Genomic DNA, 17,270 nt, shown 5'->3' with positions numbered 1-17,270 from the left:
ATTAGCAAAGTGAGCAACCATGAAAATCACCACGCCTGAGGCCCTCATGAAGGCCAATATCAGCCGCCGTAGTCTGGTGAAATCATCCGCTATTGGCAGCCTTGCGCTTGCCAGTAGCGCTTTCACCCTTCCTTTCACCCGTATCGCCCGCGGCGCCGACGGCATGACGCCAGCGCCGGTCGAAGAAAAAGCGGTCTGGAGTTCCTGTACCGTCAACTGCGGAAGTCGCTGCCTGCTGCGTCTGCATGTTAAAGATGACACCGTTTACTGGGTTGAATCTGACACTACCGGCAACGATGAGTACGGAAACCACCAGGTTCGCGCCTGTCTGCGCGGTCGCTCAATACGTCGCCGCATGAACCATCCGGACCGTTTGAAATATCCAATGAAACGTGTTGGTAAACGCGGCGAAGGGAAATTTGAGCGTATCTCCTGGGATGAAGCGCTGGATACCATCGGCGACAACCTGAAGCGGATCCTGAAAGAGTATGGCAATGAGGCGGTTCACGTACTGTACGGCACCGGCGTCGACGGCGGCAACATTACCAACTCCAACGTCCCTTACCGTCTGATGAACTCCTGTGGTGGCTACCTTAGCCGTTATGGCAGTTACAGTACCGCGCAAATCAGCGCCGCCATGAGCTACATGTTTGGCAGTAACGATGGCAACAGCCCGGATGACATTGCCAACACGAAACTGGTGGTGATGTTTGGCAACAACCCAGCGGAAACTCGCATGAGCGGCGGCGGCGTCACTTATTATGTTGAACAGGCTCGCGAACGTTCAAATGCGCGAATGATAGTGATCGATCCGCGCTATAACGACACCGCCGCCGGACGTGAAGACGAATGGCTGCCCATCCGCCCCGGTACGGATGGCGCACTGGCGGCTGCGATTGCCTGGGTGCTGATTACGGAAGATCTGGTCGATAAACCGTTCCTCGACAAATATTGCGTCGGCTACGATGAAACCACCCTGCCTGCCGACGCGCCGCGTAACGCGCATTACAAGGCCTATATCCTCGGTGAAGGCCCGGACGGCATTGCCAAAACACCGGAGTGGGCTTCTCATATCACCAGTATTCCGGCGGATAAAATCATTCAACTGGCGCGTGAAATTGGTTCGGCGAAGCCGGCCTATATTTGCCAGGGCTGGGGACCTCAGCGTCACTCCAACGGCGAGCAAACCGCGCGGGCGATCGCCATGCTGTCGGTGCTCACCGGTAACGTCGGTATCAACGGCGGCAACTCAGGCGTCCGTGAAGGCACCTGGGATCTCGGTGTGGAATGGTTTTCGATGCTTGATAACCCGGTGAAAACGCAAATCTCCGTCTTCACCTGGACCGACGCTATCGATCACGGCACCGAAATGACCGCCACACGCGACGGCGTGCGCGGTAAAGACAAGCTGGATGTTCCTATCAAATTCATGTGGTGTTACGCCAGTAATACGCTGATTAACCAGCATGGCAATATCGCCCACACTCATGACGTGCTACAGGACGACAGCAAGTGCGAAATGATTGTCGGCATCGAACATTTCATGACGGCATCGGCGAAGTACTGCGACATTCTGCTGCCGGATTTAATGCCGACCGAGCAGGAAGACCTGATTTCTCACGAATCCGCCGGCAACATGGGCTATGTGATCCTCGGTCAGCCCGCGACTTCAGCGAAGTTTGAAAGAAAACCGATCTACTGGATGCTCAGTGAAATCGCCCGCCGACTCGGCCCGGACGTCTACCAGACATTCACTGAAGGACGCTCGCAGCATGAATGGGTGAAATACCTGCATGCGAAGACCAAAGAACGCAATCCAGAAATGCCGGATTACGAAGAGATGAAGCAAACCGGTATCTTCAAGAAAAAATGCCCGGAAGAACATTACGTCGCCTTCCGCGCCTTCCGTGAAGACCCCACTGCTAACCCGCTGAAAACGCCGTCAGGGAAAATTGAAATTTACTCTGCGCGACTGGCCACTATCGCCAATACCTGGGAACTGAAGCAGGATGAGATAATCCACCCTTTGCCGCCTATGCACCCGGTTTTGACGGCTGGGACGATCCGATCCGCAAAACGTACCCGCTGCAGCTCACCGGATTCCATTACAAGGCGCGCACTCACTCCAGTTACGGCAACATTGATGTCCTGCAACAAGCTTGCCCACAGGAGATCTGGATTAACCCGATCGATGCCAGTGCGCGTGGGATTCAACACGGCGACACCGTCCGGGTGTTTAACAATAACGGTCAGATGCTGATCCCTGCCAAAGTGACCCCACGCATTCTGCCCGGCGTCACGGCCATCGGTCAGGGTGCGTGGCTCAAAGCCGACATGTTTGGTGATCAAATAGACCACGGCGGCTCCATTAACATCCTGACGTCGCACCGCCCTTCGCCGCTGGCCAAAGGCAATCCTTCGCACAGTAATCTTGTTCAGGTTGAAAAGGTCTAAGGAGTAACCGATGACAACTCAGTATGGATTTTTTATTGATTCCAGCCGTTGCACCGGTTGTAAAACCTGCGAACTGGCCTGCAAGGACTACAAGGATTTAACCCCGGATGTCAGCTTCCGCCGCATTTATGAATATGCGGGCGGAGACTGGCAGGAAGACAACGGCGTCTGGCACCAGAACGTGTTTGCCTATTATCTCTCTATTGCCTGTAACCACTGTGAAGATCCGGCCTGTACCAAGGTCTGTCCGAGCGGGGCGATGCACAAACGGGAAGACGGCTTTGTGGTGGTGGATGAAGATGTCTGCATCGGCTGTCGTTATTGCCATATGGCCTGTCCGTACGGCGCGCCGCAGTACAATGCCGCCAAAGGCCACATGACCAAATGCGACGGCTGTCATGACCGGGTGGCGGAAGGCAAGAAACCGATCTGTGTCGAGTCTTGTCCGCTGCGTGCGCTGGATTTCGGTCCTGTCGACGAACTGCGTCAGAAACACGGCGATCTGGCGGCGGTTGCTCCGCTGCCTGGCGCACACTTTACGAAGCCGAGTATTGTGATCAAACCGAATGCCAACAGCCGCCCGACCGGGGATACCACCGGTTATCTGGCGAATCCGAAGGAGGTGTAAAATGGGAAATGGATGGCATGAATGGCCGCTGGTGCTGTTTACCGTACTCGGCCAGTGCGTCGTAGGCGCGCTGATTGTTAGTGGACTTGGCTGGTTGGCAATGAAAGACGATGCCGCCGCCCGGCAACGTCTGGTTCGCAGCATGTTTTTCCTCTGGCTGGTGATGGGGCTGGGATTCCTGGCGTCAATCATGCACCTGGGGTCGCCGATGCGGGCATTTAACTCCCTCAATCGCATTGGCGCATCCGGGTTGAGCAATGAAATTGCCGCAGGCTCCGTCTTTTTCGCCGTGGGTGGAATCTGGTGGCTGGTCGCCGTTCTGGGTAAAATGCCGCTTGCGCTGGGGAAATTCTGGCTGCTGGTCAGCATGCTACTGGGGATCGTCTTCGTCTGGGCGATGACCCGCGTTTACCTGATTGATACCGTGCCGACCTGGTATACTGGTTATACGACGCTGGCGTTCTTCTTGACGGTGTTGCTCAGCGGCCCGCTGTTCGCAGCATTGCTGCTGCGGGCGTCCCGCGTCACCTTTAATGGTACCCTGTTTGCCAGTATCAGCGTGCTGGCCTTGCTGGTCAGCGTGGCGGTCATCGTCCTGCAGGGCATGTCGCTGGCAACCATTCACAGTTCGGTTCAGCAGGCTTCCGCGCTGGTGCCGGATTACGCCTCTCTGCAGGTATGGCGCGTGGTGCTGGTCGCTGCCGGACTGGGCTGCTGGATCTGCCCGCTGGTGCGCCGTAAAGAGCCGCATGTCGCCGGGTTGCTGTTGGGGCTGCTCCTCGTACTTGGCGGCGAAATCATTGGCCGCGGCCTGTTTTATGGCCTGCACATGACCGTCGGTATGGCGGTGGCAGGTTAACAAATCCGTGCGGGGAAACCCGCACTTTTCAGGATGTTTCAGATGACTGATTTTACTCAACGTGATGATTTTGCGATGACGGCACGCGTGCTGGGGGCGCTGTTTTACTATGCCCCCGACAGCGCCGAAGCCGCTCCTCTGGTGTCAGCGTTAACCGCTGATGACTGGCAGACACAATGGCCGCTGGCAGCGGAAACCCTGTCCCCGCTGGCAACGGACTTTACACGCGTCAGCGATGAGTCACTTCCCGAGGCATTCCAGCGCCTGTTCGTGGGACCCTACGCGTTACCGTCGCCGCCCTGGGGATCGGTCTGGCTAGATCGTGAAAATGTCCTGTTTGGCGAATCGACGCTGGCCCTGCGTCAGTGGATGCGCGACAACGGTATTCACGTCGAGACAGAGCAGAACGAACCCGAAGATCATTTCGGCTCGTTGTTACTGATGGCGGCGTGGCTGGCGGAAAGTGGCCGACACAGCGAATGCGAACAACTGCTGGCGTGGCATCTGTTCCCCTGGTCATTCCGCTTTCTCGACGTGTTCATTGAGAACGCCGGACATCCTTTTTATCAGGCGCTTGGTGAACTGGCCCGCCATACTCTGGCACAGTGGCAGTCTCAGTTATTGATGCCGATCGCGGAAAAAACGCTGTTCCGCTAACGTTTATAAGGCAGGTTTTTCCTGCCTTTTCTGAGACCTGCATTATTTTTAATTGTTACAGCGTCACTTTTCATCAGCGTTTTTAAGACAATTCTTTACATACCCTGCTTATCCTTTACGGCATAAGGCCAAATCGCGTTTGGCGATTAATCGTCTGCGTATCTAATTCACCTTCCCGCTGGAATCCTTCCCACCCTGTTGCTATAGCTCAAAACACCCTGCCAAACCATGGCATAACAACATGCGACGATTTTTCGCCGCCATAACGCATGCAAACAGGGAGACACACTGCAATGCACACATCCACGTTAACCCGCGTGCTGGGCTTTAGTATTGCCATCATTCTGCTACTGGCGCTGCTGGTATGGGGAATTGGCATCGATACCCTCAAATCGCGTCAGGTTGATTTGCTTTATCTCGGTCAACAGCACCTGATTTTAGTCCTTACCTCGATGTTTTTTGCCCTGCTGGTCGGTATTCCAAGCGGTATTTTGCTTAGTCGCCCCGCCGCCCGCGGTATTGCCGAATATGTCATGCAGATCTTCAATATTGGCAATACCCTGCCCCCGCTGGCCGTTCTCGCGCTGGCGATGGTGATTATCGGCATTGGTGACATGCCTGCCATCGTTGCGCTGTTTCTGGCGTCGTTGCTGCCGATTGTGCGTAACACCTGGGCAGGATTGAGTTCTGTACCGTCGTCGCTGATTGAAGCGGCAAACGGCATCGGTATGACGAAATGGCAACGGTTGCGTCAGGTAGAAATCCCCAACGCCTGGCCGGTAATACTTTCCGGGATCCGCATTGCCACGGCGATCAACGTCGGTACTGCCCCGCTGGCGTTTCTGATTGGCGCCAGCAGCTACGGCGAACTGATTTTCCCTGGCATCTATCTTAACGACTTCCCGACATTGATTCTGGGAGCCACCGCCACCGCGCTATTCGCCCTGATCCTCGACAGTCTGCTCGCCTGGCTTGGGCGCGTCCTGAGCCCACATACGGCCTGATGGCAATGATAAGAACAAGGAGCGCTAAATGAATCTCAAGAAAAAATGGCTGGGATGGTTCGCCGCCGCGCTGTTCATCAGCACCCAGGCTCAGGCGGCCCCGATTATTCTTGCCACCAAAAGTTTTACCGAGCAGCACATTCTCTCGGCAATGACCGTTCAGTATCTGCAAAAAAAGGGATTTCAGGTTCAGCCGCAGACCAATATCGCCACAGTGATTTCGCGTAATGCGATGATCAATAAACAGATTGATATGACATGGGAATACACCGGCACTTCACTGATTATTTTCAACCACATCAATAAGCGAATGAGCCCGCAAGAGTCGTACGACACGGTAAAACGCCTTGATGCCAAACTGGGACTGGTATGGCTGAAACCGGCAGATATGAACAACACCTACGCCTTCGCCATGCAGCGCAAACGTGCCGAAGCGGAGAACATCAACACCATGTCGGAGATGGTGGCGAAAATTGAACACATTCGCCAGACCGATCCCGATAACAACTGGCTGCTGGGTCTCGACCTGGAATTTGCCGGACGTAGCGACGGAATGAAGCCGTTGCAGCAGGCTTATCAGATGGATCTCGACCGGCCGCAAATCCGCCAGATGGACCCCGGACTGGTTTACAACGCCGTACGCGATGGCTTTGTTGACGCCGGTCTCATCTACACCACTGACGGCCGTGTGAAAGGGTTTGATCTCAAAGTACTGGAGGATGATAAGGGCTTCTTCCCAAGTTACGCTGTCACGCCGGTGGTGCGTAAAGAGACGCTGGAAGCCCATCCGGGACTTGCTGAGGCGCTCAATACCCTCTCGGCCCAGTTGAACAATGACGTGATCAGTTCGCTGAATGCGAAGGTCGATATCGATCACCAGTCACCTCAGCAGGTTGCTCGTGAATTCCTGCAACAAAAGAACCTGCTGTAAGGAGCGCATATGGATACGATTCACTACATGATGGATAACGCGGGTTATCTGGCGATGCTCACCTATCAGCATCTGTGGCTAGTGGCGCTGGCGGTTGGGTTGGCGATTGTGATTGGCGTGCCTCTGGGGATCCTGATTGTCCGCCACAAATGGCTGGCAACGCCGGTGTTAAGCGTCGCGACGCTGCTGCTGACAATTCCCTCTATCGCCCTGTTCGGGTTGATGATCCCCCTGTTTTCGCTGATCGGTCACGGAATTGGCGCACTGCCCGCCATTACCGCCGTGTTTCTTTACTCGCTGCTGCCTATCGTGCGTAACACCCATACCGCGCTGGACAACCTCCCGCCGGGCTTACGCGAAGCGGGTCGCGGTATCGGCATGACCTTCTGGCAGCGCCTGCGTTGGGTGGAGATCCCGATGGCATTACCGGTGATTTTCGGCGGTATCCGCACCGCCGTGGTCATGAATATCGGCGTCATGGCAATTGCCGCGGTGATCGGCGCAGGCGGCCTGGGATTACTGTTACTGAACGGCATCGGCGGCAGCGACATTCGCATGCTGATTGCCGGTGCATTGATGATTTGTTTTTTAGCGATTGTGCTCGACTGGCTGTTACACCGCCTGCAAGTCGTTCTGACACCTAAGGGGATACGATAATGATAAAACTGGAAAACCTCACCAAACAATTTTCACAGAAAAAGGGTCAGCCGCTGAAGGCCGTCGATAACGTTAATCTGAACGTGCCGGAGGGAGAAATGTGTGTTCTGCTGGGGCCGTCGGGCTGCGGTAAGACCACCACCCTGAAGATGATTAACCGTCTGATTACCCCGAGCAGTGGCAACATCCTGATAAACGGTGAAAATACCAATGAGATGGATACCGTGACCCTGCGCCGTAATATTGGCTATGTGATCCAACAGATTGGCCTGTTTCCCAATATGACGATTGAAGAGAACATCACGGTCGTCCCCCGCATGCTGGGCTGGGACAAAGCCCGCTGTAAAAGCCGCGCCGAAGAATTAATGGAGATGGTGGCGATGGATGCCAAAAAGTTTCTGCATCGCTATCCAAAAGAAATGTCCGGCGGTCAGCAACAGCGTATTGGCGTGATTCGCGCCCTGGCGGCGGATCCGCCGGTCCTGCTGATGGACGAGCCGTTTGGCGCCGTCGACCCCATCAACCGCGAAGTGATCCAGAATCAGTTCCTTGAGATGCAACGTGCGCTGAAAAAAACCGTGATGCTGGTGAGTCATGATATCGATGAGGCGCTGAAACTTGGCGATCGCATTGCCGTGTTCCGTCAGGGACGGATTGTCCAGTGCGCCAGCCCCGATGAACTGCTGGCCAAACCGGCCAACGATTTTGTCGGTTCATTCGTCGGTCAGGACCGCACGCTTAAGCGTCTGCTGCTGGTTTCGGCGGGCGATGTGACCGATCAACAACCGACGCTGACTGCTCAGCCATCCACGTCGCTGAAGGAAGCCTTTGGCATTATGGATGACAACGATATTCGCGCCATTACGGTGGTGGATGGCGAAGGAAAACCACTGGGCTTTGTGAAACGTCGCGAGGCGCGCCAGGCCAGCGGCACCTGCGCAGATATCATTCATCCCTTCCGTATTACCGGTAAAGCCGAAGATAACCTGCGGATTGTGCTCTCCAAACTGTATGAAAGTAATACCAGTTGGATGCCGATCGTTGACGAGGAAGGACGCTACAACGGTGAGATCTCACAGGATTACATCGCCGATTATCTCAGTTCCGGACGTACCCGCCGGGCGTTGAACATTCACGAAGAGTGAGGGTTTGTGAAATGACCGGGGAGTATCGTCTGCTCCCCGGTTTATTGAAGGCCTGGGTGTTTGCGTCTGTCCTGTCGGGGACGTTACGCCATGATTCTGTCGACCGACAGGACGCTACCCAGCATTGACAGGCGAATGTACTGTCCGAGTTCACGCTGCTCGGCACGCGGTAAATAAGGCAGTTCGCCAATCAGCGGTGCTGGCAGTTTTTTGCTCAGTACATCGATAATCTCTGCGTAATGTGCCAGACCCGGATTAATACGGTTAGCGACCCAACCGATCAGCGGTAAACCGTCATTGGCGATCGTCTGAGCCGTCAGCAGCGCATGGTTAATACAGCCTTCCTGAATACCGACCACCATCAACACCGGTAACTGCTCCTGCACCACCCATTCGGACAGTGGACGCAGATCGTTCATCAGGCTGCGCCAGCCACCCGTGCCTTCAACCACGACATGATCAACCTTTTCGCTCAGGCTAGCCAGCCCGTTAGAAAGCAAGGTGTAATTGATTGGGCCACTGTGGGCCACGCTACTTTCATCTTCGCTCAGGGCGATGGGGTTAACCGCCTCATAGGGTAATTCCAACGTCGACACGCTTTGCAGCACCAGGGCATCCCGGTTGCGCAACCCTTCGGGCGTCTCTTTGCTGCTTTTCGCAACCGGTTTATATCCTGCAACGCTTTTCCCCCCCGACGCTAACGCTTGTAGCAATGCGCGGGAAACAACCGTCTTCCCAACAGAAGTGTCTGTACCTGTAATAAAGAAACGCTTCAGCATCACCAACTCCACCGTTATGCTTCGAAAATATAAGCCAGGAAAATAATACAGTGGAGAAAGTCTAAGGTATGCCCGGTGGAATCAGCTTGAGTTAGCGCAATTTTTGGTAGAACAGTTAAAAAATGTTAACCCTGTAATAGACGAATCAACAAAGAACCATTATACATCGCGTCTTTTACCAGCGCGGCTCCCGCCATTGTCCCCTGATTAGAAAACTGTGTGCTCTCAACGACCATATTTTTGCTGTAGGCCGGTAGCGCCTGCTGGCGGATGCTGTCCGCAATCGCCGGAAACAACACGTCTGCAGCTTTACTGAGCGGCGATCCAATCAGTATTTTTTGCGGATTGAACAGATTGACCATAATGGCAAGGATACGGCCAACGTGGGTCCCCACGCCGCTGATAATGTCTTTTGCCAGCAAATCGCCCTGCAACGCCGCCTGACACAGCGAATCGACCGTCAACGGCTGGCCGTGAAGCGAAGAGCTCATGGATTGCGTCAGTCGCAGTTGCGCCAGCTCCAGCACACTTTCCACGCTGGCGATGGTTTCCAGACAGCCGTGGTTGCCGCAGTAGCAGCGTTTTCCGTAAGGATCGACCTGGGTGTGGCCAATCTCCACCAGGCTGCTGCTACCCGCATGCAGTAAATGACCGTCGGTAATCACCCCGGCGCCAACGTTATGATCGATGACCACCTGAATGACATCGCGCGCACCGCGGGACGCGCCAAACAGCGCCTCTGCCATCGTCCAGGCGCTGATATCATGCTGAATGTAGACCGGCACGCCGGTGTGCTGCGCCAGCGTATCACCGAGCGGCATCTCTTTCACATCGGCATAAAACGGCATACGATGCACGATCCCATTCTCGGTATCGATAATGCCGGGTAAGGTAATGGCAATGGAAGTCAGACGTTCGAGCTTCTGCTGATGACGAATAAAAAACTGATCGACCAGCGTGACAATACGCGCCAGCAACGGCGTTTCATCGTTGAGCGGCAGTTCAAGACAGTCTTCCACGACCAGCTTGCTGCTGAGATCGCGCAGGGCGAGAAAGATTTCTCCACGACTGATGCGAAGGGACAGATAGTGCCAGGCTTCGGTTTCCACCACCAGCCCCACTGCCGGGCGTCCGCGACTCCCCGCTTCTTTAATTTCCAGTTCCTGGACCAGATGCGCTTCCAGCATTTCACGCACAATCTTCGTGATACTGGCGGGTGCCAGTTGCGCAAGACGCGAAAGATCAATACGCGATACCGGTCCCAGCTGATCAATCAGCCGATAAACGGCGCCCGCATTGGTCTGCTTTATTTGATCGATGTGCCCAGGCTGACTATCAGCAACCACCTCTGACTCCCTTTATTTTCGCGCTCCGAAATAATCTGTAGGCTATGGTGAAGCACTTCAATACACAACGTCAACTTTTTACTTAGCCGTGTGATTAACTGCACATTTTCAGCCGTTATTAAATGAATTTAAGCGTTCCTGACGGCCTGAATTAATTGCTGACGAAAGCGTAGCGCCGCCTGGCTTGGTTCATGATGCGCCGACCAGACCAGCCACATTTCCGAAACCGCATCGTCTTCCGCAATCGGTACCCAACACATCTCATTGAGCTGCACTTTTTTAAACGAGGCCGGAAGGATCGACACCCCTAATCCGGCAGCGACCAGCCCAATGATCGTCATCGCCTCACCGACCTCCTGGGTAATCACCGGCGTCAACTGGTAACGGCGCATCATGCCGAGAATATCGTCATAAAGACCCGTTCCGACGTGCGGGTCAAAGAAGACAAACGGCTCTTTCGCCAGTTCGGCCAGCGTCACCACCGGCTTTTGCGAAAGCGGGAAAACCCTGGGGATCATCGCCATCAGCGGTTCATGCAAAATCACCTCATGATGCAAGCTCTCTGGCAACGGGGTATTGCGCATCAGGCCCAGATCCAGCGCCCCTTCGCTCAGCGGCGCCAGCTGTTCTCGGGTATTCATCTCGCGGGTCTGCAAATGCATATCCGGGTATTTCTGGCGGAACAGCGACAGGGTATCCGACACCGCGCGGATAAACGGTGCCGACGAGGTAAAACCGATGCGCAACTCTCCGGCTTCCCCCTGATGCAGACGCTCCGCACGGGCGGCGGCATCATTGACCAACCCGAGGATCTGCCGACTGTCGGCGAGAAATTGCTTGCCAGCGGCGGTCAGGGCGACGCTACGGTTAGTTCGCGCGAGCAGGCGCGCGCCGACCTGCTGCTCAAGCATCTGTATTTGCTGGCTCAGCGGTGGCTGCGAAATGTTCAGTCGGGTTGCGGCGCGCCCAAAATGCAGTTCTTCCGCCACGGCAACAAAGTAACGAAGGTGACGCAGTTCAATATTCATATTTTAAACGTATTATTTGAGACTATTAATATATTAGACAGAATAATGAGATTTTCCTACTCTACTCAACAAGGTTATGCCCGTCCCCTCAAAACACGGGTTTGTTGCGCAAGGATTTCCAGTGAGTCGTACTACTACTGTCAATGACGCGACGGCGAGCGATATTGACGACCAACGCATTTCTCAGCCGGTTCAGTTTATTCAACGCGGTACTTCTGCCTTTATGCGCGTCACGCTGGCGCTCTTTTCTGCCGGACTGGCGACTTTCGCCCTGCTGTACTGCGTCCAGCCTATTCTGCCGGTGTTGTCCCATGAGTTTGGCGTATCTCCCGCCAGCAGCAGTATTTCACTGTCGATCTCCACCGGAATGTTAGCCGTTGGCCTGCTGTTTACCGGTCCGCTTTCGGATGCCATCGGGCGCAAGCCGGTGATGGTGACCGCGTTGCTGCTCGCCTCCTGCTGTACGTTGCTCTCGACAATGATGACCAGCTGGCATGGCATTCTGGTGATGCGCGCGCTGATCGGCCTTTCACTCAGCGGCGTGGCGGCGGTCGGGATGACCTATCTGAGTGAGGAGATTCACCCCAGTTTTGTCGCATTTTCAATGGGGTTGTACATCAGCGGCAACTCGATTGGCGGGATGAGCGGACGTCTGATTAGCGGCGTGTTTACCGATTTCTTTAGCTGGCGTATTGCGCTGGCTGCTATTGGCTGCTTTGCGCTGGCATCAGCCCTGATGTTCTGGAAAATACTGCCAGAATCACGCCACTTCCGGCCCACGTCGCTGCGCCCCAAAACGCTGTTTATTAATTTCCGGATCCACTGGCGCGACCAGGGACTGCCGCTGCTGTTTGCCGAAGGCTTTCTGTTGATGGGGTCGTTCGTCACCCTGTTTAACTACATCGGCTATCGTCTGATGCTTTCACCGTGGGAACTCAGTCAGGCTGTGGTCGGTTTGCTTTCCGTCGCCTATCTGACCGGAACCTGGAGTTCACCGAAGGCCGGTTCGATGACGGTACGTTACGGGCGTGGTCCGGTGATGCTCTTTTCCACCGTCGTGATGCTGTTCGGTTTGTTAATGACGTTGTTCAGTTCGCTGTGGCTGATTTTCGCCGGAATGCTGCTCTTTTCAGCCGGATTCTTTGGCGCGCATTCGGTGGCCAGTAGCTGGATTGGGCCGCGTGCGCGTCGCGCCAAAGGCCAGGCCTCTTCGCTGTATCTGTTCAGCTATTATCTGGGGTCCAGTATCGCCGGTACGCTCGGCGGTGTGTTCTGGCATAACTATGGCTGGAACGGCGTTGGGGGATTTATCGCGATTATGCTGGTACTGGCTATTCTGGTCGGCACACGACTGCATCACCGTCTTCACGTCTAGTCTGAAAGAAAAGCCCGGGCTCACCGGGCTTCTCGCCTCTCAACCAACAGTGGTTACCACATTCCTAAGATTGATGAAAAGCCCATCAATTCTCTGACGGCATCCAGTGCCAGAAGAGCAAAGACAACCCAGTGGAGTGGATTCATTTTGCTGTGTGTGTTTATTGTTATTGAACGGGTACGATGTTCCCGTTGGCTACTATAAAAAAGGCTATCGATAAACATAACTACCCATTATGGTGGGGGAACTCACCCCGCCTGTTACGTCGAAGAGGTTACATGGACAACAAAAACTATCAACAACTTACCCGCACCTTCCTGCGTCTCTCTCGCTTCTCGCACCTCTCTGCCATCGCCAGTTGGGATATGTTCGCCATGATGCCACCCGGCGGCAGTGCGGCGCGGGGTGAAGCGCTGGCGGAACTGAGCGTTCTGGAACATCAAATCCTGACCGAACCGAAAGTGGCGCAATGGCTTGCCGCTGCCGCCCAGGAGGATCTCAATGATGTGGAACAGGCCAATCTGCGGGAAATGACGCGTCTGCATACCCAGGCCGCGTTGTTACCGGAGTCGTTGGTGGAGGCCAAATCTCTCGCCGGCAGTCGCTGTGAACACGCCTGGCGCAGTCAGCGCCCCGCCAACGACTGGCAGGGATTCTCTGCGAATTTAAAAGAAGTCGTGAAACTGAGCCGCGAAGAGGCCAGACTGCGCGCCGACGTGAAAGGTAGTTCTCCCTATGACGCACTGCTGGACATTTACGAGCCGGACATGACCAGCGCACAGCTGGACGGCCTGTTTGCCGATCTCAAATCGTGGCTGCCGGATCTGCTCAACCGCGTGGTTGCCCGCCAGTCGCCGCAGTCGCTGATTGCCCCTGTTGGCCCCTTCCCGACTGCCGTTCAGCGCGAACTGGGACTGGAGACAATGTCTGTACTCGGTTTCGATTTTAACGCCGGTCGCCTCGACATCAGCGCACATCCCTTCTGCGGCGGCGTGCCGGAAGATGTGCGCATCACGACGCGCTATGACGAAAACGAATTACTCAGCGCCCTGTTTGGCGTCATCCACGAAACCGGCCACGCCCGCTATGAGCAAAACCTGCCGCGTAACTGGCTGGGTCAGCCCGTCGCCCTTGCCCGCTCCACCGCGATCCATGAATCCCAGAGTCTGTTTTTTGAAATGCAGGTAGGACGAAGCAATGCATTTTTAAGGCGGCTGCTACCTGCCGTGAAGCGTCATTTTGGCGATCAGGCTGCCTTTGAAGAGCAAAATTTCATTGCCTGGAACCAGCGAGTGAAACCCGGTTTTATCCGCGTGGATGCGGATGAAGTCAGCTACCCGGCGCACGTCATTCTGCGCTATGAGATTGAGCGCGCATTGATCAATGGCGATATTGAGGTGGACGACATTCCGGCGCTGTGGGACGAAAAAATGCAGGCCTGGCTGGGCCTGTCAACAAAAGGGAACTATCGCGACGGCTGCATGCAGGACATTCACTGGACGGACGGCGGGTTTGGTTACTTCCCTTCTTACACGCTGGGCGCGATGTATGCCGCACAGTTGTTCAGCGCCGCGAATCGCGCATTGCCGGATCTTAGTCAGCAGATTGCAGGCGGCGATTTCAGCGCCTTGTTTGACTGGCTGCAACAGAACATCTGGCAGCACGGCAGTCGCTTTACCACGGCGCAGTTGATTACTCAGGCTACCGGAGAAGCATTGAGCAGCCGTCATTTCCGCGCCCATCTTGAATCTCGCTATCTGTAAATCCCCTCGCCGGGCCGCTGCGCCCGGCGTTGTACATATCGTTACACGCCGAAACCAATGACTCACGGAAGCGCACAGCATCCAGCGATATAGTGATTTCAACGGCCCCGCAGTGGGGTTGAATGAAAAACCAAATCGAGGGTATGAGAATGAAAAAAGTATTAGCTCTGGTTGTTGCCGCTGCTATGGGTCTGTCTTCTGCGGCGTTTGCGGCTGACACTACATCAACTGCACCGGCTGCAGCGCCTGCTGCAAAAGCGGCGCCGGCCAAAACCACGCATCATAAAAAACATCACAAAGCGACTACCGAGAAAGCGCCAGAACAAAAAGCGCAGGCCGCGAAAAAACACGTGAAAAAAGCCAAAGCCACGACTGAGCAAAAGGCCCCTGAACAGAAAGCTCAAGCCGCTAAAAAGCACACCAAAAAACACAGCCAGAAACCGGCCGCTAAGACTGCCGCTCAACCGGCTGCTTAAATCCTGACTGTGTAAACTGGCGCGAACCCTTGCGCCATTCTTCAACGGCGCTGAACGCTTTCCCGGTTTAGCGCCGTCCTTTTCGGAGGGTAACATGGTGCGCCGTTATCGCTTTGAGTTCATCCTTATCACGCTTATTTTATGTGCGCTCATAGCCGCCCGCTTTTATCTTTCCTGATCGTAGTACTCTGATTTTTCTCTCACTTTTACGCCGTTACGTCTATAGTAATTACTGAGGGTTCTCTTTTAATAATCATAATTACCCACACAGAGTGTGATATGCGTAAAACCGTTACTGTATTACTGGGTTCGTTGTGCTTTTCATCGGGTATTGCGCATGCGGATAAGCCTGACGCGGATACCGGGACCAGTGAAATCAAAACGTTATTTTTTGGTCAGGACGATCGCGCGCCGGTAAGCGATCCTACTCAATCGCCGTGGGATGCCATCGGACAACTGGAAACCGCCAGCGGTAACCTCTGCACCGCAACGCTCATCTCCCCGCATCTGGCGCTCACTGCCGGACATTGCTTGTTAACGCCGCCAAAAGGGAAACCGGATAAAGCCGTCGTCCTGCGTTTTGTCTCGAAAAAAGGTCTCTGGCGTTATGAAATTCACGGTATTGAAGGCCGGGTGGATCCCGGTCTGGGAAAACGTCTGAAGCCCGATGGCGACGGCTGGATTGTGCCACCAGCAGCCGCGTCATGGGACTTTGGACTGATCGTTCTGCGCTATCCCCCTTCCGGCATCACGCCGTTACCGTTGTTTGAGGGCGATAAAGCGGCACTAACCGCCGCACTCAAAGAGGCCGGACGCAAGGTCACGCAGTCGGGGTATCCGGAAGATCATCTGGATACGCTCTATTCTCATCAGGATTGTATCGTCACCGGCTGGGCGCAAAGTTCGGTGTTATCTCACCAGTGCGACACGCTGCCGGGCGACAGCGGTTCACCGCTGATGCTGAAAACCGAGGCGGGCTGGCAGTTAATCGGCGTTCAGAGTTCCGCCCCGGCGGCGAAAGATCGCTGGCGCGCAGATAACCGGGCGATCTCGGTGACGGGATTTCGGGAAAAACTGGATGCGCTGGCCGGGGAACAATAAGGCGCATTGTACTGCCCGCGAATCGCGGGCAGCGATACATCAGGCCAGTTTAATCATCACCATGCCCGCCAGCAGCAGCACAACGCCGATCCAGCCTTTATGATTCAGACGTTGCCCGAACAGTATCCATCCGGCAGCCAGCGTCGCGGCGATACCAAATCCCCCCCACAGCGCGTAGGCAACGGACAGGTCAATGCCCTTTACCGCCTGTGAAAGCGCACTGAAGGCGGCGAGTACCGCGACCAGCGAGAGAATGCCGTACAATTTCCGACGAAAGCCGTCAGAGAATTTTAAAAAGACGTTGGCGATAATTTCCAGCACGATCGCCATCCCTAACCAGGCGGCGTGAACCCATTCAAACTGTTGCATGGGTCACCTCTTTCGTTGACTGACGCGCCTTGCGGGTACCGGATTTGATCAACACGATCCCCACTACCAGCGTCGCCAGACCGGCAATTTTCATGATCGACAGCGGCTCATCAAATAACAACACGCTAAACAGCGTAATAAATAAAATACCGATCCCTTCCCACAATGCGTAAGCCACACCGAGGGCGATTTTTTTAACGGCAAAAGAGAGGAAAATATACGAGGCGGCGATCATCACCAGCATTAAAATAAACCCGCTGTTGTCATCGCTTACGCTTGCCCATTTCATCGACAATGTGCCGGTAATTTCAGCGGCAATCGCCAGACCTAATAAAATCCAGTAAAACATGGTGCTTCTCCTGCTTGAGAATATAATCCTGTGGGCTTGCACAACGCTGCAAACCAGAAAATAAAATCAGTTAGCCAGACGCGTAGCGTCAGCTCGAACAGAAGAAGGGACTAAAGCGCGTTGCGCCAGTGCTGCTCACCTGCAAGCAGGAAAGAGGAGGAAGTGCGAAGAAGAATTTGTGTAGAAAAAAACGTCCTGAACATATTGTCCATAATATTACAATTATCCGCAGTGTTGCTTCTCGTCATCGCGGATGATAATTGTCCTCGGTAGTTGAACACGCCTGATTTGTATCATAGGCCAGGAATTAACTCAAAACCTTTTCACTTCTTTACCCGAATCGTTTGAT

19 protein-coding genes and 2 pseudogenes are annotated in these 17,270 nt (G+C 54.6%); 14 read left to right on the top strand and 7 right to left on the bottom strand.

Features of this window, described 5'->3' with window-relative positions; all coding sequences use genetic code 11:
- The first annotated feature begins 19 nt into the window (after positions 1 to 19).
- From ynfF to ACQ0PY_RS11455, 9 genes and pseudogenes are all read left to right on the top strand, one after another.
- A pseudogene (gene ynfF / locus ACQ0PY_RS11495) lies at positions 20 to 2,454 on the top strand (selenate/tellurate reductase subunit YnfF).
- 10 nt (positions 2,455 to 2,464) lie between these two features.
- On the top strand, positions 2,465 to 3,082 hold the full coding sequence (dmsB, locus tag ACQ0PY_RS11490) for a dimethylsulfoxide reductase iron-sulfur subunit DmsB (RefSeq protein WP_043000749.1): 618 nt from the start codon (positions 2,465 to 2,467) through the stop codon (positions 3,080 to 3,082).
- 1 nt (position 3,083) lies between these two features.
- Positions 3,084 to 3,941 carry a dimethyl sulfoxide reductase anchor subunit family protein gene (locus ACQ0PY_RS11485; RefSeq protein WP_109740224.1) on the top strand — a complete coding sequence of 286 codons (858 nt, stop codon included), beginning with the start codon at positions 3,084 to 3,086 and terminating at the stop codon, positions 3,939 to 3,941.
- A 42-nt stretch (positions 3,942 to 3,983) separates the two neighbouring features.
- The gene (dmsD, locus tag ACQ0PY_RS11480; protein WP_044254600.1) at positions 3,984 to 4,598 is read left to right on the top strand and encodes a Tat proofreading chaperone DmsD; all 615 of its coding nucleotides are present in this window, start codon (positions 3,984 to 3,986) and stop codon (positions 4,596 to 4,598) included.
- Positions 4,599 to 4,891: 293 nt separating this feature from the next.
- Positions 4,892 to 5,602, top strand: coding sequence for an osmoprotectant ABC transporter permease OsmY (osmY, locus tag ACQ0PY_RS11475; RefSeq protein WP_043000752.1), 711 nt, complete (start codon positions 4,892 to 4,894; stop codon positions 5,600 to 5,602).
- A 28-nt stretch (positions 5,603 to 5,630) separates the two neighbouring features.
- Positions 5,631 to 6,533, top strand: coding sequence for an osmoprotectant ABC transporter substrate-binding protein OsmX (osmX, locus tag ACQ0PY_RS11470; protein ID WP_043000753.1), 903 nt, complete (start codon positions 5,631 to 5,633; stop codon positions 6,531 to 6,533).
- A 9-nt stretch (positions 6,534 to 6,542) separates the two neighbouring features.
- Complete coding sequence (gene osmW / locus ACQ0PY_RS11465; RefSeq protein ID WP_043000754.1) at positions 6,543 to 7,190, top strand: osmoprotectant ABC transporter permease OsmW; 648 nt, start codon at positions 6,543 to 6,545, stop codon at positions 7,188 to 7,190.
- Positions 7,190 to 8,335, top strand: coding sequence for an osmoprotectant ABC transporter ATP-binding protein OsmV (gene osmV / locus ACQ0PY_RS11460; protein WP_061070154.1), 1,146 nt, complete (start codon positions 7,190 to 7,192; stop codon positions 8,333 to 8,335). The genes osmW and osmV overlap by 1 nt, the downstream gene beginning before the upstream one ends.
- A gap of 2 nt (positions 8,336 to 8,337) precedes the next feature.
- A pseudogene (locus tag ACQ0PY_RS11455) lies at positions 8,338 to 8,463 on the top strand (hypothetical protein); the annotation flags it as partial.
- Here the strand turns inward: ACQ0PY_RS11455 and bioD are convergent.
- The 3 genes from bioD to ACQ0PY_RS11440 form a co-directional block, all read right to left on the bottom strand.
- Complete coding sequence (gene bioD, locus ACQ0PY_RS11450) at positions 8,419 to 9,114, bottom strand: dethiobiotin synthase (RefSeq protein ID WP_109740223.1); 696 nt, start codon at positions 9,112 to 9,114, stop codon at positions 8,419 to 8,421. The pseudogene ACQ0PY_RS11455 and the gene bioD sit on opposite strands and share 45 nt — an antisense overlap.
- A 125-nt stretch (positions 9,115 to 9,239) precedes the next feature.
- Positions 9,240 to 10,460, bottom strand: coding sequence for a sugar metabolism global transcriptional regulator Mlc (mlc, locus tag ACQ0PY_RS11445; RefSeq protein ID WP_109740222.1), 1,221 nt, complete (start codon positions 10,458 to 10,460; stop codon positions 9,240 to 9,242).
- Positions 10,461 to 10,588: 128 nt separating this feature from the next.
- Positions 10,589 to 11,488 carry a LysR family transcriptional regulator gene (locus tag ACQ0PY_RS11440; protein ID WP_044254605.1) on the bottom strand — a complete coding sequence of 300 codons (900 nt, stop codon included), beginning with the start codon at positions 11,486 to 11,488 and terminating at the stop codon, positions 10,589 to 10,591.
- A gap of 121 nt (positions 11,489 to 11,609) precedes the next feature.
- On the opposite strand from ACQ0PY_RS11440, the gene ACQ0PY_RS11435 reads away from it, so the two are divergent.
- Positions 11,610 to 12,863, top strand: coding sequence for an MFS transporter (locus ACQ0PY_RS11435; RefSeq protein WP_043000759.1), 1,254 nt, complete (start codon positions 11,610 to 11,612; stop codon positions 12,861 to 12,863).
- Between the two features lie 53 nt (positions 12,864 to 12,916).
- Here the strand turns inward: ACQ0PY_RS11435 and ACQ0PY_RS11430 are convergent, their stop codons facing one another.
- Complete coding sequence (locus ACQ0PY_RS11430) at positions 12,917 to 13,009, bottom strand: KPN_01571 family protein (protein ID WP_224267594.1); 93 nt, start codon at positions 13,007 to 13,009, stop codon at positions 12,917 to 12,919.
- 132 nt (positions 13,010 to 13,141) lie between these two features.
- Here ACQ0PY_RS11430 and ACQ0PY_RS11425 point away from each other — a divergent pair, with 132 nt between their 5' ends.
- The 4 genes from ACQ0PY_RS11425 (at position 13,142) to ACQ0PY_RS11410 (ending at position 16,203) form a co-directional block, all read left to right on the top strand.
- The gene (locus ACQ0PY_RS11425; protein ID WP_109740221.1) at positions 13,142 to 14,626 is read left to right on the top strand and encodes a carboxypeptidase M32; all 1,485 of its coding nucleotides are present in this window, start codon (positions 13,142 to 13,144) and stop codon (positions 14,624 to 14,626) included.
- Positions 14,627 to 14,775: 149 nt separating this feature from the next.
- Positions 14,776 to 15,102 (top strand): acid resistance repetitive basic protein Asr, encoded by a 327-nt coding sequence (asr, locus tag ACQ0PY_RS11420; RefSeq protein ID WP_109740220.1) that lies wholly within the window; start codon positions 14,776 to 14,778, stop codon positions 15,100 to 15,102.
- A 94-nt stretch (positions 15,103 to 15,196) separates the two neighbouring features.
- Positions 15,197 to 15,280 (top strand): small membrane protein YdgU, encoded by an 84-nt coding sequence (ydgU, locus tag ACQ0PY_RS11415; protein WP_099434124.1) that lies wholly within the window; start codon positions 15,197 to 15,199, stop codon positions 15,278 to 15,280.
- Between the two features lie 101 nt (positions 15,281 to 15,381).
- Complete coding sequence (locus tag ACQ0PY_RS11410) at positions 15,382 to 16,203, top strand: trypsin-like serine peptidase (RefSeq protein WP_044254610.1); 822 nt, start codon at positions 15,382 to 15,384, stop codon at positions 16,201 to 16,203.
- A gap of 39 nt (positions 16,204 to 16,242) precedes the next feature.
- Here the strand turns inward: ACQ0PY_RS11410 and mdtI are convergent, their stop codons facing one another.
- The 3 genes from mdtI to ACQ0PY_RS11395 all read right to left on the bottom strand — a co-directional run bounded on the left by mdtI (position 16,243) and on the right by ACQ0PY_RS11395 (position 17,202).
- Positions 16,243 to 16,572: a multidrug/spermidine efflux SMR transporter subunit MdtI gene (gene mdtI / locus ACQ0PY_RS11405; RefSeq protein ID WP_043000763.1), complete on the bottom strand. Its 330-nt coding sequence runs from the start codon at positions 16,570 to 16,572 to the stop codon at positions 16,243 to 16,245.
- Positions 16,559 to 16,921 carry a multidrug/spermidine efflux SMR transporter subunit MdtJ gene (gene mdtJ, locus ACQ0PY_RS11400; protein ID WP_044265333.1) on the bottom strand — a complete coding sequence of 121 codons (363 nt, stop codon included), beginning with the start codon at positions 16,919 to 16,921 and terminating at the stop codon, positions 16,559 to 16,561. Before mdtJ ends, mdtI begins: the two co-directional genes overlap by 14 nt.
- 110 nt (positions 16,922 to 17,031) lie before the next feature.
- Positions 17,032 to 17,202, bottom strand: coding sequence for a protein YdgV (locus ACQ0PY_RS11395; protein WP_080343303.1), 171 nt, complete (start codon positions 17,200 to 17,202; stop codon positions 17,032 to 17,034).
- Positions 17,203 to 17,270: the final 68 nt, after the last annotated feature.

Source organism: Citrobacter sp. LST-B2, assembly GCF_057983045.1.
This window is presented reverse-complemented; position numbering and strand designations above follow the sequence as displayed.

Excerpts from the sequence above, each read along its gene's own strand:
- dmsB (WP_043000749.1), top strand. The coding sequence starts at position 2,465 with ATGACAACTCAGTATGGATTTTTTATTGATTCCAGCCGTTGCACCGGT.
- ACQ0PY_RS11485 (WP_109740224.1), top strand. The coding sequence starts at position 3,084 with ATGGGAAATGGATGGCATGAATGGCCGCTGGTGCTGTTTACCGTACTC.
- dmsD (WP_044254600.1), top strand. The coding sequence starts at position 3,984 with ATGACTGATTTTACTCAACGTGATGATTTTGCGATGACGGCACGCGTG.
- osmY (WP_043000752.1), top strand. The coding sequence starts at position 4,892 with ATGCACACATCCACGTTAACCCGCGTGCTGGGCTTTAGTATTGCCATC.
- osmX (WP_043000753.1), top strand. The coding sequence starts at position 5,631 with ATGAATCTCAAGAAAAAATGGCTGGGATGGTTCGCCGCCGCGCTGTTC.
- osmW (WP_043000754.1), top strand. The coding sequence starts at position 6,543 with ATGGATACGATTCACTACATGATGGATAACGCGGGTTATCTGGCGATG.
- osmV (WP_061070154.1), top strand. The coding sequence starts at position 7,190 with ATGATAAAACTGGAAAACCTCACCAAACAATTTTCACAGAAAAAGGGT.
- bioD (WP_109740223.1), bottom strand. The coding sequence starts at position 9,114 with ATGCTGAAGCGTTTCTTTATTACAGGTACAGACACTTCTGTTGGGAAG.
- ACQ0PY_RS11440 (WP_044254605.1), bottom strand. The coding sequence starts at position 11,488 with ATGAATATTGAACTGCGTCACCTTCGTTACTTTGTTGCCGTGGCGGAA.
- ACQ0PY_RS11430 (WP_224267594.1), bottom strand. The coding sequence starts at position 13,009 with ATGAATCCACTCCACTGGGTTGTCTTTGCTCTTCTGGCACTGGATGCC.
- ACQ0PY_RS11425 (WP_109740221.1), top strand. The coding sequence starts at position 13,142 with ATGGACAACAAAAACTATCAACAACTTACCCGCACCTTCCTGCGTCTC.
- asr (WP_109740220.1), top strand. The coding sequence starts at position 14,776 with ATGAAAAAAGTATTAGCTCTGGTTGTTGCCGCTGCTATGGGTCTGTCT.
- ydgU (WP_099434124.1), top strand. The coding sequence starts at position 15,197 with ATGGTGCGCCGTTATCGCTTTGAGTTCATCCTTATCACGCTTATTTTA.
- ACQ0PY_RS11410 (WP_044254610.1), top strand. The coding sequence starts at position 15,382 with ATGCGTAAAACCGTTACTGTATTACTGGGTTCGTTGTGCTTTTCATCG.
- mdtI (WP_043000763.1), bottom strand. The coding sequence starts at position 16,572 with ATGCAACAGTTTGAATGGGTTCACGCCGCCTGGTTAGGGATGGCGATC.
- mdtJ (WP_044265333.1), bottom strand. The coding sequence starts at position 16,921 with ATGTTTTACTGGATTTTATTAGGTCTGGCGATTGCCGCTGAAATTACC.